Genomic DNA, 12,207 nt, shown 5'->3' with positions numbered 1-12,207 from the left:
CATTCCACAATTCGCTCGAAAGTCTTATGGGGCTTGATTCTTGTTAGTTTTTGCAAGGCATAAATCCTCATTCGGATAAAGACTAAAAAATGACCATTTAGGTAGCGAAATAAGTAGTGAAAATAAATATTATGCATTTCGCGCATAGTTGAATGCAAACAAAGCATTGGAGGGCGTGCAAAGATTTGCCTTAAGATTCGCTGCCTTTGATGGGCTCGGTGCAAATTTTTTTCCAGTGCCGAATGCAGTCAAATATAAGAATTTAACCCCAAGAAGATTTACCCGAAATTTACCAAAATAAGCGAGACTTACCATGTCTAGTAATCATCAAATCCCTTCCTACCTGACCCCACATGCGACAGGTCCTTGGAATGTTTATCTGGAACAAATCGACCGCGTAACGCCTTACCTCGGCAGCTTGTCACGCTGGGTCGAAACTTTAAAACGTCCTAAGCGTATTTTGGTGGTGGATGTACCTATCGAACGTGATGACGGCACGATTGCCCACTTCGAAGGTTATCGCGTACAGCACAATACCTCTCGTGGCCCTGGTAAAGGCGGCGTGCGTTTTCATCAAGACGTGACTTTGTCGGAAGTAATGGCGTTGTCAGCTTGGATGACGATTAAAAACTCCGCAGTGAATGTTCCTTACGGTGGCGCTAAGGGTGGTATCCGTGTTGATCCTAAGACGCTGTCACGTGGTGAATTGATGCGCATGACGCGTCGTTATACGTCAGAAATCGGCATTATCATTGGCCCGGACAAAGACATTCCTGCACCAGACGTCAACACCAATGAACAGACTATGGCGTGGATGATGGATACCTACTCCATGAACGAAGGCCGTACCGCAACTGGTGTGGTCACAGGCAAGCCAATTTCTCTCGGTGGCAGTTTGGGGCGTCGTGAAGCAACAGGTCGTGGCGTTTTTGTGGTCGGTTGCGAAGCTGCTGCAAAAAAAGGCGTGACCATCGCTGGTGCAAAAATCGCGGTGCAAGGTTTTGGTAATGTCGGTGGTATTGCCGCTCGTTTGTTCGCCGAAGCCGGTTCCAAAGTCGTCGCAGTACAAGATCATGGTGGCACGATTTTCCACTCAAATGGCTTGGATGTTCCAAAACTGTTGGATCACGTGGCAGCACACGGCAGCGTGGCTGGATTCGAAGGCATAGAAGCCGTATTGCCGAACAATGAGTTCTGGTCAGTCAATTGCGACATCATGATCCCAGCCGCGTTGGAGCAACAAATTACCGAAGCGAACGCGAATGAGATCAAAGCCAAAATTATCCTTGAAGGTGCAAACGGCCCAACTACACCAGAAGCTGATGATATCTTGCGTGATCGTGGCGTGTTAGTCGTACCAGACGTGATCGCAAATGCTGGTGGTGTGACGGTTTCTTATTTTGAATGGGTGCAAGATTTCTCCAGTTATTTCTGGACAGAAGACGAAATCAATAATCGCTTGACCCGCATCATGAAAGAAGCCTTCCATTCAGTATGGCATGTCACAGAAGACAAGAAAGTGTCTCTGCGTACTGCGGCGTTTATTATTGGTTGTACGCGTGTATTGCAAGCGCGGGAAGTCAGAGGTCTCTACCCTTAATTGAGCGCGGCGATAAATTTGATTTTCGGGCGCTGTGCGTTGTTGCTTGTCCTCGCAATACTTGGGTATTGCTGCGGGAAGCGCCTAGCACAGCATCCCGAGAATCAAATTTCTCTTGGCTCAATGGTTCGTGATGTTAGATAAAGAAAAGTGAGTGGCCGCCGAGCCACTCCCGGCCAGAGGTCGTAAAGTTGAGCTCTGATAACCGAAAACAAAAGAAATCCAAACCAGCCCACGCAACACACAAACCCTTCAAAGTGTAAAATACCACGGCAAACATCTCCCCCCAAGAAAGAACACCGTGTTCAAGTTGTTAAGTTACGCCTTAATCCTGCTATTCACCGCAGAAGTTACAGCAGAAGCCAACGCCGCCGACACCTTAGCGCGTATCAAAGAGCGTAAAACTATTGTCATCGCACATCGTGCTGCCAGCATACCAATTTCTTATTTATCTGAAGACAGCAAGCCCATAGGCTATGCAATGGATATTTGTAGCAAAGTTGTTGAGCGTATCAAACGCGAATTGAAGCTTCCACAATTGGCTGTCAGTTACTTATTGGTAAATCCCAGTAATCGATTCATCGCCCTCCAGGAGGAAAAAGCTGATATGGAGTGCGGTACTACCGCCAATACCGCTGAGCGACGCAAGCAAGTTGCCTTCACCATTCCTTATTTTTTCTCTGCAACTCGCATACTGACAAAAGTCGAATCAAGCATTAAAAATTGGTCAGATTTAACGCAAAAACGCGTAGTCATATTGAGAGGCAGTAGCACTGCGAATTTATTGCGACAACAAACTCGATTGAGCGATACATCAGTAAACTTAATAGAAGCCAGCACTTCAAGTGCGGCGTTTGAAACATTATTAGCAGGAAAAGCAGATGCAGTGGTAATGGAGGAAGTGAATCTGGCGGGTTTACGCGCCATCGTTACTCAACCAGAAAAGTGGAAAATCGTTGGTGACGGCATAGGCATAGAAGCACAAAGCATTGTGTTTGCAAAAGATGATTCGGCCTTGAAAGCCTTGGTCGATAAAGAGATCGCCAGAATGATAAATGAAGGTGAGCTCAGCAAACTCTATGAAAAGTGGTTCATGCAGCCATTGCCGACATCGGGCCTTAATTACGGATTACCGATGAATTTTCTGCTACGTGATAGCTTACGATTTCCTTCGGATAAAGTTTTTAACTAGCTCAGTTCCGATAACATGGTGCGATTAACGCTATCGCACTCACTGCACCCATTGCACCTCACTATTCGAGATTTAGTAGGAACATTCCTTTACGGCATCAATCGTGATCATCACATCTGATACAGATTTCAGACAAATTAAATAAGTCATTTCAGCCTTAAATTACTTTTTTGCATTAAAATTCGCTCACTTTTTTCAGGGAGTGGTGTGGATGAAATCATTATCTTTAATCTTGTGCATAGGCGTTTCTGGATTGCTGCTTGCCTGCGGAGGTCAGGAGTCCGCTGTACAAGACAATCCGCAGTATCTGACGGGTCTCGCCTTTGATGCGCAGCCTGTTGCTGGCGCACCAGTTTTAGCAAAATGTCGACGTGGAAGTGGAAGTGCGACAACGCAAGCGGATGGGAAATTCAGCATCGCAGTGCGTCAGCTTGAATTGCCCTGTATGTTAGAGCTGAGCATAGACAATGGCAAACAAAAGCTACATGCCCTGAGCATGCAAGGCGAAGCAGTCAATATTACCGATTTAACAGAACTATTAGCGACCCGTGTTTTGCGATCTGAGTTGTCCGATTTTTTTGCACATTTCAACCCAGATGCTATTTCAAAGGGCGTGACACTAAGCAGCATCACTGCTGCAGAAGAAGACGTGAAGAGCGCGCTGCACAATGTCCTCAAACTGAGCATGTTAAGCGACTTTCATCACATCTCACCAAGTCAACAAGTGCCTGACCTAGAGGCCTACAACGATGAACCGAAGACGGTTACTTACGCAGACAAACTTGGCGCGATGAAACGAGGCTTAGGTACGGTGCAGTTCAGTCAAATTAGCACCTTGATGCGACAAGAAGTAGCGCTTCAGAAGCTTAATCTCAATATTGATGCCTTGTTGCTGACAGCAGGAAAACAAAAGTGGGAAGCGGCAAATCTGCAAAATTATCATTATAGCTATGGTTATCGCTGTTTTTGTGGGCTCGTTGACGTCACCGTTGTGGTACGCAATGGTCGTATTACTGAGGCGTATACTAGGCTCAAACATGTTCCGGTTGATCGAGGAATCAATGACAAGAACATAAGAACTATTCAAAGCCTATTTGATTTTGCCGATCAAGCTTATGTGAGACAAGCAGTATTTGTAGGATTCTCGTTTGACACACAATATGGTTATTTGAAAAACATCAATGTCAACTACGTTGCAGATATAGCCGATGACGAAATTGGAATTGACGTGTTTGATTTTGGTATTGATTGAACCTTGCACGTGATTAGTGGCGGCGGGGTAGCATGCTGACGCCGTCATAAAATCGATCTTTGCGAACTAAAACGGTAAAATAGCGGTTTTCTTGGCGAATGAAGATAAGTAAGCGAGAAAGCTGCTTTACCATTTTGTTGCCTATTACTCGATTCTGAGAGCCACTATGACAAATCCACCGCAAATTCAGGAATTAAAAATCACCCGTTCAGATGACTGGCATCTTCACCTACGCGATGGTGATGCACTCAAAACAGTCTTGCCACACACAGCAGCGCAATTTGCACGGGCGATTGTGATGCCAAATTTGAAGCCGCCAGTGACTACCACTGAATTGGCTGGTGCCTACCGTCAACGCATCTTGGCGGCTTTACCTGAAGGCATGACGTTCGAGCCTTTGATGACTTTGTATTTGACTGACAATACGCCACCTGATGAAATTCGCCGTGCCAAAGACAGTGGTTTTGTACACGCAGTGAAATTGTATCCTGCCGGTGCAACGACCAATTCGGACGCGGGTGTAACGGATTTGCGTAAGTGTTATAAAACTTTAGAAGTGATGCAAGAAGTCGGCATGCCGTTCTTGGTGCATGGTGAAGTGACGAGTCCTGAGATTGATTTGTTTGATCGTGAAGCGGTGTTTATCGATACGGTGATGAAGCCTTTACGTGCCGATATGCCAGAACTCAAAGTTGTGTTTGAACACATCACCACCAGCGAAGCAGCAGCTTATGTCGCCGAAGCGAGCGGCCCGATAGCCGCAACGATTACTGCGCATCATCTGTTATACAACCGTAACGAAATTTTTAAAGGCGGTATCCGCCCACACTACTATTGTTTGCCAGTGTTGAAGCGCGAAACCCATCGCCAGGCTTTGGTGAAAGCGGCGACGTCGGGTAATCCGCGTTTCTTCCTCGGGACTGATTCTGCACCACATGCTAAAGGTGTGAAAGAACACGCCTGCGGTTGCGCTGGTTGCTACACCGCTTTGCATGCGATGGAATTGTATGCACAGGCTTTTGACCAAGTTGATGCCTTGGATAAGTTGGAAGGTTTTGCCAGTTTCTTTGGCCCAGATTTTTATCAGTTACCACGCAATACTGGCAGCATGACTTTGAAGCGCGAGAGCTGGACTTTGCCGAATGAGTTGAGTTATCTCGATGGAAGTCTCGTGCCTTTGAATGGCGGGGAAACCATTAATTGGAAAGTGACGGCGTAAATTTGCGATGACAAAGTTTTACTCGGTCATCGATTGGTCGCGTCCTTGGTTGGCATCGATACTTCCTGCTGCCAATCAAATTCTGGCGCAGGACGATTGGCGTGCCGCATTGAATCAAGCAGCACGCGCTCAGGGTTTGCAAAATCATTGCAGCCTGTCTTTGCAATTTATTTTGCAAGAAGAATTACCTGAAGGTGTTGCCTACGAAAGTCACATCAGTGCAGCGGGAAAAGTACCGACGCGGGAAAATCTGCATGATTTTTTTAATGCGCTTGTGTGGCTAAGTTTTCCGCTTATTAAACGTCAACTCAATGCACTACAAGCTGCGCAGATTGCCAGTTTAGGCATAGGGAAATCGCGTGGCCCAGCCCGCGATGCCGCGACGATATTCGATGAAAATGCGGCGCTCTTGGTGTTAGAAAATTCTGAGTGTGGACAAAGCATTTTAGAGTCTTTGCGAGCGCATCATTGGCAAGAAGTCTTTGTGCATCAACGCGCGCAATTTGCCGAAGTGGCACAGGTGTGGAGTTTTGGTCATGCCTTGATGGAGAAGCTGGTGCAACCCTATAAAGCAATTACCGCACATGCCTGGGTAGTGTGGGTAGAGGCGGATTTCTTTTCCCAAGATCACGCACAACAAGCACGGCAATTAGATACGCAAGTGAGTGCTCAACTGCAAACACATAGTCTAAGTACTGGCGATTACACGCCTTTACCCGTGTTGGGTGTGCCAGATTGGTGGCAGGGACAAGATGCAGATTTTTATGCGGATGCATCGGTGTTTCGACCTAAGCGCTTAAGCACCTAAGCACCTAATTGCCTGAATTATTTAAAACTTCGAAGATAAAAAAGGCGAACCTAAGTTCGCCTAAAATTATCGTACTACTTTTTGCCTGCCAATCGAAACACAATTGAGCCTGCAAGATCACTGCGTGTGTATTTACGCGGCGTGAGTTTGCAATAATTGGAACAATTGATCTTTCAAACTAATACGTACCTTTTTCAAAGTTTCTAAAGCTGCATCTGCCAAATGTTCTACGCCATTTTCTGCGCGGTTGATCGCTTTGTCAGTGTCTGTGTATTCATCAAATAATTTAGCGAAATGAGCATTCGCTAATTTCAAAGTATGAATGGTTTCTTTAAATTCTGGGAATTCGAGTGCTAACGGATGATGTTCAACTTGCATGAGTAAAGCTCCTATCATTTCTGGGGGAAGTGCTACCCAGCAATGATAGGCCTTGCGTCAAAGCCTGAACTGATCTAAATCAAGCGCGCGCTACTTTTTGCCGTGATGCAACCATGGCAGCATTAATTCCGTCGTTTCTGCCGCGATATCAACGGAAGCTTCGGATTGATTCGCAACCGCCGCACAGATTGCTTCGATCAGGCATAGGACGATGCCTTCTGAATTGAATTGCGGTTTGGTTTGTGCATACAAGGTGACATCGGCCATCGCCGCGACCGGTGAAGCCGGTCTGTCAGTCAACGCCAGGATAGGAACTTTACGTTTGCTTGCCTGCGTCACCAAAGTGACCACGTCACTGGAATAACGTGGAAATGAAATCGCAATGACTAAATCACGTTCAGTGAATTTATACAGCGTCCGTGATACTTGCGCCGATCCACCGGTGCCAATATTGGTCTGCACACTATTGCAATAGTTGGTAAGCGCATGACACATAATGCCGCCCAGATAGGCGCTGGCACCATAGCCTACGATGTAAATATGTTCTGCTTCCAAAATCATATTTACTGCGCGTTCGCAGATATCAGGACGAAATTCTCTACGTGTGATTTCCAGATTGCTGATGTCGTCGGCGAGTGATCTGCTGATGACTTCGGAGCTACTCGATGCGCGGCTGATTTCTGAGCGAAGCTCTTCTATCGGTGCCAACATGGTTTCAAATCCAGACACCAGTTCGGCACGAAATTGCGGATAACCATCAAACCCTAGCGCACGTGCAAATCGATTGGCGGTAGCGTTGGAGATGCCGACCGCATCGGCTAGCTCATCAATCGACATCGTGGCAGCTCTAAAAGAGTTAGCGACGACGTAATCTGCGGTGATTTTGTGCGACTTCGATAATGCGCTGTAGTGTTGACCAATACGCTCATTAATTGACCCCCCCCGGGTCTTACTCTTTTTTGGACTCATTATATTTTTCTTGGTGGTACTGATGATTGCTGGCTTGCGAATGCATAAAAAATACTGATAAGCCAGCGAAAATTTTTTTGGTTCTGTTATTGAACTATGATGCATTGAACCTTGGTACTGACTATTTTATTGTTTTATTAATCATCTGGAAGCCTTGCGGAATACGAGCTTAACTTCAGTATTGATTAATTTATAGGCTGGAAAATACCACAGGAAGTCAGTCTCATCAATCTTTGTGATGAAATCTGCTATGACAATACTTGCGTTTGCTATGCAAAATTTTTAGCATTTTGCTTTGCTGCAACTCGTGCGATAAAAACGCGAGGCAAAAAAATGGCAGCCTAAGCTGCCATCCTTGATTTTTCACTGACGTCCTAAATGACTTCCTCAATGACTTTTTCAATGACGAAATTATTCTTCTCTGAGCCAGATTTGGGTGCGACCAAACATAGGCATACCTATATAGCCGCGCACTTCTAATTTCTTATTGTTTTCAACTAACTTAAGTTTGCTGCTGTAGAGTTTGCCATTTGCAGGATCGAGGATTTTGCCGCCACTAAATTCGTCTCCATCTTTTTTGATGTTAAACAAGATAGTCAATCCGATAAATGGTTGGTCTTTGTTAGTGCCTTCGCATTTGTCGCATTTAGGGTTTTGATCTTGGTCAGCATCACGAAATAGTTTTTCGATTTTCCCTTGAAACTCACCGCCACTCTCGCTAATGCGAACCAAGGATTTGACTTTGCCAGTCTTGTCATCGATTGTTTTCCATAAGCCCGCTGGGGAATTTTGCGCGCTGGCGATTTGCGCAAGTAATAGGGTTACCGCAGCGATACTGAATTCAAGCAGACCAGATTGATTCATATTGTCTCCATATTGTTGTTGGCTAGTTATTTGTTGTGATAAAAACTGCTCTCAGATTGTACGTGGCGTTTTTAACAGCGGAAACCAATTTACTAGAGTAAGAACTTTAAAAGATCTATATACAACATACAAGCCAAGCCAAATCTCATGTCACTGATGGTCGATTGCCTTGCTGAATTCGCGTGGTACCAATGCGTGGGGCGAGTGTGATTCTCAATGGAGGGGGAAATGAGAGGGGGCGCAGATGAACTACTAAGATGAAGTAAACCACATCGACTACGATCCATGAATGTCGTGTTGACCACACCAACATAGATCGCAAATTGGCGAGACGCAACAAGTCGTCTCGCCACCAGTTCATCAGGATGTTGGTAACAGTGTTTCCAAATGGCTTTCCAACTTGTCGAAGGAGCCTGTCCATCCCATTGTCATACCACCGCGTGCCTTCATGAATGTCTCTAATTCCTCAGCCGTCACAGCGCCGTGTGGTTCCCATGTGACGGTAACGCGGGTGCGATCAGGTGTTTCTTCCGTGAACTGCACTGTCGTCAACATGGTCTCTGGCCACGTCGGTGACATGGGGTGACGTGAGATGTTTTCGTCTGCATCGCAGAACTGTTGCGTATAGACGAGGCGATTTGGTTTGTCCATTTCCAAATACGCGGCGCGGCCATACATGGTCACATTATTTTCGCTGCTGCCATTCGTCATCTTGTAGAACGAACTACCACCAGCGCGAATGTCGGCACGGATAAATGACATCGTAAAACCCGTCGGCGGCAACCATTTTGAAAATTGTTCGGCTTGGGTCCACAAGTCGTACATGAAATCGATAGAAGTATCAAAACTGCGATTGATAACGAAGCGCTCTTTGTGCTCGATCTGCTCAGCGAGATATTCTGCAAAACGATCCCAAGTCGCATCGCCACCCGCTTGCTTGATGAACTTGCGAGTTTCTGCAGCAGCTTCTGCCGTCGCCAAGGCCATCGTCATTTCCATCTGCGTTTTTTTACCTACGGTGGAAAATAAAACCGTCACGCGAAACAGCGGTGGAGTGAGTTCCGTCGCGCCGTGGTCATACACGAGTTTTTGGTGTTGTTCAATTTCGTGATAAGTCGCGATATTCGGATAATCAGTGCCGTCAGGTCCATGCATGGTGTAACGCCAAGTGCCACCCACGCGCAAATCTTTGCTGTGCGTGGTGAGCGTGAAACCACGCGGCCCCCACCACTGTGCTGCTTGCGCCGGATCGGTCCAGGCATCCCACACCATATCGACGGGGGCATCATACAGACGCACGAGGCGGATTTCATTTGCTTTTGCTTGTGCTTTTGGATTTTGGGACATTCTTCTTACCTTTCTTTTCAGCAGTGACGGTTTGTAGATAGAGATCAAGGCGATCAAAACTTTGCTCCCAAAACAGGCGATATTGATCCACCCAGTCCGCCGCCAGCTTGAGGTTTTCACCATTGAGCTTACAAGGACGACACTGTGCATCGCGTGTTTTAGTTATCAGACCAGCGGTCTCGAGCACCTTGAGATGTTTAGTAACAGCAGGCAGACTCATGTCATTCAGAAATGGCCGCGCCAAATCCGAGACATTCGCCTCACCTTGAGAAAGCTGCGCCAAGAGTGCTCGGCGCGTAGGATCGGCTAATGCCGAAAAAGTTAAACTCAGTTGATCTTGCATAATGTACCGATTGGTTAATTAACCGAATGGTTTAATAGTAGATTGAGATTTTGAAGGCGTCAAGAAGTTTTTGTCATACGTGCATTGCAGGGACATAGAGAAGATCAATGTGGGTTCCATTATTTCTCCCTTCAAAGTTTGACGGCCTTATCAGCTTGTGGCAACCTAACCTAACTACGCCTTTGCATTGGAAATAATCATGTCATTACCTGTCGAAATTTTGGAAGCAGAAGTGCTGCAATTGCCACCTGCTGAGCGTGCGCACTTAGTTGAAAGACTGATCGCGAGCTTGGATGTTGATCCAGATGTGGAAGAGGCTTGGGCTGCAGAAGTAGAGCGACGCCTTCTTCAAATTGAAAGTGGTGAAGCGGTGATATTGTCTGGGGCTGAAACCCTGGCAAGATTGAAAGCAGAATTTCAATGAAATTTACTCTGCACTCATATGCGGAAATCGATCTTCGAGAGGCTGCAGAATTCTACAAACAACGTGCCGGTAATAGTTTCTCGCGCGCGTTTCTCGAAGAATTTGAACACACGGTTACACTTCTTCTCCAGCACCCTAAGCTCGGCACGCCATGGCGACACGATACTCGCATGTTCGCATTGAAACGCTTCCCTTATTCTCTGATTTACAAAGAATTGGATGAGCAGTTAATTATTGTGGCTGTAGCGCACCAGAGTCGTCGACCTGGCTATTGGGCGAGTCGGAAATAACGCTTACGCGCTAACATGCTATTTTCAACTACCGCCGTGTGAATTGAAGTTAATCTGCACCCAATCCAATCCACTCAACTCTATAAAGGAGCAACACCATGAGCAATTCCATTCGCACCTGCCTTTGGTTTCGTGACGGGCGAGGTCAAGAAGCTGCTGAGTATTACTGTTCTTTAATCCCCAACAGCAAAGTCGAAAACTCATTTGTTGGCGACAACGGTTATGGCGTCTTCTCTGTGATTGACTTCAATCTCGGCGGTGTGCCGTACCAAATCCTTGATGCAGGGCCGATGTTCACATTGAGTGAGGCAGTGTCGATTGCAGTCGCGACAGATGATCAAGCTGAGACCGACCGACTCTGGGCTGCGTTCACCAGCAATGGTGGTGAAGAAAGTGTCTGCGGATGGCTGAAAGATCGTTTCGGTGTGTCTTGGCAGATCTATCCTAAGCGTCTGCTTGAATTGACTATGCATACCGACAAAACAGTATCGAGCAAGGCAATGACGGCGATGATGAAGCAGAAGAAGATCGATATTGCTGAGATTGAGGCGGCGGTTAGGGCTTAGTATTCAGCGATCCAAGCGGTTTATACATTCGATGTTTCTGCAGACATGTAGGGCGGGTGCAACCCGCGCGGTTTATGAGTTGATCAACTTTGTACATTGGTTAGGTGCAGGTTACGCCCACAGTACTAGGATGAAGTCTCACTATCTTGATTTCGCAACCATTGGAGATATTCGAAAAAAACACTTGGCTGTTTTCTTTTTTGGGCTAGCGTGAATATCTCACGAAGCCTGATTTTGTGTATTTGATTTACTTTGATTTTCCTTTATGATCCTTGCAGTTAATAAAACAAGTCTGCCTGTTAATTTTCAATCTTGTCCGTTTAAATTAAAGTTATACATAAAGGTTTCACATGCCTATAAAGCAGCTGCTTGCCCTATTTACAGTATTTATTTTGAGTCTTAGTAGCAATGCTACTGAGTCGAAAAATAAAGTATATGAAATTACCTTCTCCGTTACAGCAACCCCTGATCAGGAAAAAGAATTCAAAGATAAGATCGTACCGTGGGCAAGCATAAAGAATTCAGAGGTAGATTCGAAGAGGTTAATCGATTCAACTCGTAAAGTTATCAGCGAAAGTGAAGCCACGGTAATTATTGACTATCCGGTTCGCAAACCTGTTAACTTCAAAATTACTTCTAAGGACGGCTTTACGAGAGGTGATCTACTAAGAAGAATCGGACAAATTTATAGACAAATGTATAGAGACGAAGAAGCAAGTAGTACTATCAAAACTGTGCCAATTGATAAACGCAAAGGCCTTATAAACAGGAATGCCACAGATGGGAAATACGGTATCTGGGGGCATGACATAGACGATCTCGATATTAGTTCAGCTACAATTTCATGTAGTAATGGAAAATGTACTATCGACCTTGGGATCGAATCATGATGCATAACCTAACAATCGACTCGGACAGGATGCGTCAGTCATTTCGGCGTTTGGCCATACAAAAT

General features: G+C 45.8%; 14 protein-coding genes. 9 read left to right on the top strand and 5 right to left on the bottom strand.

All coding sequences use genetic code 11. The annotated features are described in order from the left end of the window. The first annotated feature begins 313 nt into the window (after window positions 1–313). From H8K55_RS10325 to H8K55_RS10305, 5 genes are all read left to right on the top strand, one after another. Window positions 314–1,600 (top strand): Glu/Leu/Phe/Val family dehydrogenase, encoded by a 1,287-nt coding sequence (locus tag H8K55_RS10325; RefSeq protein WP_186942011.1) that lies wholly within the window; start codon window positions 314–316, stop codon window positions 1,598–1,600. A gap of 301 nt (window positions 1,601–1,901) precedes the next feature. After that, window positions 1,902–2,792: an amino acid ABC transporter substrate-binding protein gene (locus H8K55_RS10320; protein WP_186942010.1), complete on the top strand. Its 891-nt coding sequence runs from the start codon at window positions 1,902–1,904 to the stop codon at window positions 2,790–2,792. A gap of 211 nt (window positions 2,793–3,003) precedes the next feature. After that, window positions 3,004–4,044, top strand: a complete 1,041-nt coding sequence (locus tag H8K55_RS10315; protein WP_186942009.1) for a DUF6174 domain-containing protein — start codon at window positions 3,004–3,006, stop codon at window positions 4,042–4,044. A 166-nt stretch (window positions 4,045–4,210) separates the two neighbouring features. Further along, window positions 4,211–5,263 carry a dihydroorotase gene (gene pyrC, locus H8K55_RS10310; protein ID WP_186942008.1) on the top strand — a complete coding sequence of 351 codons (1,053 nt, stop codon included), beginning with the start codon at window positions 4,211–4,213 and terminating at the stop codon, window positions 5,261–5,263. A gap of 7 nt (window positions 5,264–5,270) precedes the next feature. Continuing rightward, window positions 5,271–6,071, top strand: a complete 801-nt coding sequence (locus H8K55_RS10305; protein WP_186942007.1) for a DUF3025 domain-containing protein — start codon at window positions 5,271–5,273, stop codon at window positions 6,069–6,071. A 132-nt stretch (window positions 6,072–6,203) separates the two neighbouring features. Here H8K55_RS10305 and H8K55_RS10300 read toward each other — a convergent pair whose 3' ends face one another. The 5 genes from H8K55_RS10300 to H8K55_RS10280 form a co-directional block, all read right to left on the bottom strand. After that, window positions 6,204–6,449: a YdcH family protein gene (locus tag H8K55_RS10300; RefSeq protein ID WP_186942006.1), complete on the bottom strand. Its 246-nt coding sequence runs from the start codon at window positions 6,447–6,449 to the stop codon at window positions 6,204–6,206. 90 nt (window positions 6,450–6,539) lie between these two features. Next, complete coding sequence (locus H8K55_RS10295) at window positions 6,540–7,418, bottom strand: MurR/RpiR family transcriptional regulator (protein ID WP_186942005.1); 879 nt, start codon at window positions 7,416–7,418, stop codon at window positions 6,540–6,542. 411 nt (window positions 7,419–7,829) lie between these two features. Then, window positions 7,830–8,282: a DUF2147 domain-containing protein gene (locus H8K55_RS10290; RefSeq protein WP_186942004.1), complete on the bottom strand. Its 453-nt coding sequence runs from the start codon at window positions 8,280–8,282 to the stop codon at window positions 7,830–7,832. Between the two features lie 360 nt (window positions 8,283–8,642). Further along, on the bottom strand, window positions 8,643–9,629 hold the full coding sequence (locus H8K55_RS10285) for an SRPBCC family protein (RefSeq protein WP_186942003.1): 987 nt from the start codon (window positions 9,627–9,629) through the stop codon (window positions 8,643–8,645). After that, window positions 9,592–9,972: an ArsR/SmtB family transcription factor gene (locus H8K55_RS10280; protein WP_186942002.1), complete on the bottom strand. Its 381-nt coding sequence runs from the start codon at window positions 9,970–9,972 to the stop codon at window positions 9,592–9,594. Before H8K55_RS10280 ends, H8K55_RS10285 begins: the two co-directional genes overlap by 38 nt. A 199-nt stretch (window positions 9,973–10,171) precedes the next feature. Between H8K55_RS10280 and H8K55_RS10275 the strand changes: the two genes are divergently transcribed. The 4 genes from H8K55_RS10275 to H8K55_RS10260 all read left to right on the top strand — a co-directional run bounded on the left by H8K55_RS10275 (window position 10,172) and on the right by H8K55_RS10260 (window position 12,142). Continuing rightward, complete coding sequence (locus tag H8K55_RS10275) at window positions 10,172–10,396, top strand: addiction module protein (protein ID WP_186942001.1); 225 nt, start codon at window positions 10,172–10,174, stop codon at window positions 10,394–10,396. Then, on the top strand, window positions 10,393–10,686 hold the full coding sequence (locus H8K55_RS10270) for a type II toxin-antitoxin system RelE/ParE family toxin (protein WP_186942000.1): 294 nt from the start codon (window positions 10,393–10,395) through the stop codon (window positions 10,684–10,686). The genes H8K55_RS10275 and H8K55_RS10270 overlap by 4 nt, the downstream gene beginning before the upstream one ends. Before the next feature lie 98 nt (window positions 10,687–10,784). Continuing rightward, entirely contained in the window at window positions 10,785–11,252 is a 468-nt protein-coding gene (locus tag H8K55_RS10265) for a VOC family protein (RefSeq protein ID WP_186941999.1), read from the top strand. Window positions 11,253–11,602: 350 nt separating this feature from the next. Then, the gene (locus H8K55_RS10260) at window positions 11,603–12,142 is read left to right on the top strand and encodes a hypothetical protein (protein WP_186941998.1); all 540 of its coding nucleotides are present in this window, start codon (window positions 11,603–11,605) and stop codon (window positions 12,140–12,142) included. Window positions 12,143–12,207: the final 65 nt, after the last annotated feature.

The sequence above is a fragment of the Affinundibacterium flavidum genome (assembly GCF_014284175.1).
GTDB classification, from domain to species: domain Bacteria; phylum Pseudomonadota; class Gammaproteobacteria; order Burkholderiales; family Burkholderiaceae_D; genus Undibacterium; species Undibacterium flavidum.
The sequence above is the reverse complement of the archived record's forward strand: the minus strand, read 5'-3'. Positions and strand labels throughout refer to the sequence as shown.

What these genes read in the sequence shown, in the direction of transcription:
- H8K55_RS10290 (WP_186942004.1), bottom strand. Translation starts at nt 8,282, where the DNA reads ATGAATCAATCTGGTCTGCTTGAATTCAGTATCGCTGCGGTAACCCTA.
- H8K55_RS10325 (WP_186942011.1), top strand. Translation starts at nt 314, where the DNA reads ATGTCTAGTAATCATCAAATCCCTTCCTACCTGACCCCACATGCGACA.
- H8K55_RS10305 (WP_186942007.1), top strand. Translation starts at nt 5,271, where the DNA reads ATGACAAAGTTTTACTCGGTCATCGATTGGTCGCGTCCTTGGTTGGCA.
- H8K55_RS10270 (WP_186942000.1), top strand. Translation starts at nt 10,393, where the DNA reads ATGAAATTTACTCTGCACTCATATGCGGAAATCGATCTTCGAGAGGCT.
- H8K55_RS10265 (WP_186941999.1), top strand. Translation starts at nt 10,785, where the DNA reads ATGAGCAATTCCATTCGCACCTGCCTTTGGTTTCGTGACGGGCGAGGT.
- H8K55_RS10280 (WP_186942002.1), bottom strand. Translation starts at nt 9,972, where the DNA reads ATGCAAGATCAACTGAGTTTAACTTTTTCGGCATTAGCCGATCCTACG.
- pyrC (WP_186942008.1), top strand. Translation starts at nt 4,211, where the DNA reads ATGACAAATCCACCGCAAATTCAGGAATTAAAAATCACCCGTTCAGAT.
- H8K55_RS10295 (WP_186942005.1), bottom strand. Translation starts at nt 7,418, where the DNA reads ATGAGTCCAAAAAAGAGTAAGACCCGGGGGGGGTCAATTAATGAGCGT.
- H8K55_RS10285 (WP_186942003.1), bottom strand. Translation starts at nt 9,629, where the DNA reads ATGTCCCAAAATCCAAAAGCACAAGCAAAAGCAAATGAAATCCGCCTC.
- H8K55_RS10275 (WP_186942001.1), top strand. Translation starts at nt 10,172, where the DNA reads ATGTCATTACCTGTCGAAATTTTGGAAGCAGAAGTGCTGCAATTGCCA.
- H8K55_RS10315 (WP_186942009.1), top strand. Translation starts at nt 3,004, where the DNA reads ATGAAATCATTATCTTTAATCTTGTGCATAGGCGTTTCTGGATTGCTG.
- H8K55_RS10300 (WP_186942006.1), bottom strand. Translation starts at nt 6,449, where the DNA reads ATGCAAGTTGAACATCATCCGTTAGCACTCGAATTCCCAGAATTTAAA.
- H8K55_RS10260 (WP_186941998.1), top strand. Translation starts at nt 11,603, where the DNA reads ATGCCTATAAAGCAGCTGCTTGCCCTATTTACAGTATTTATTTTGAGT.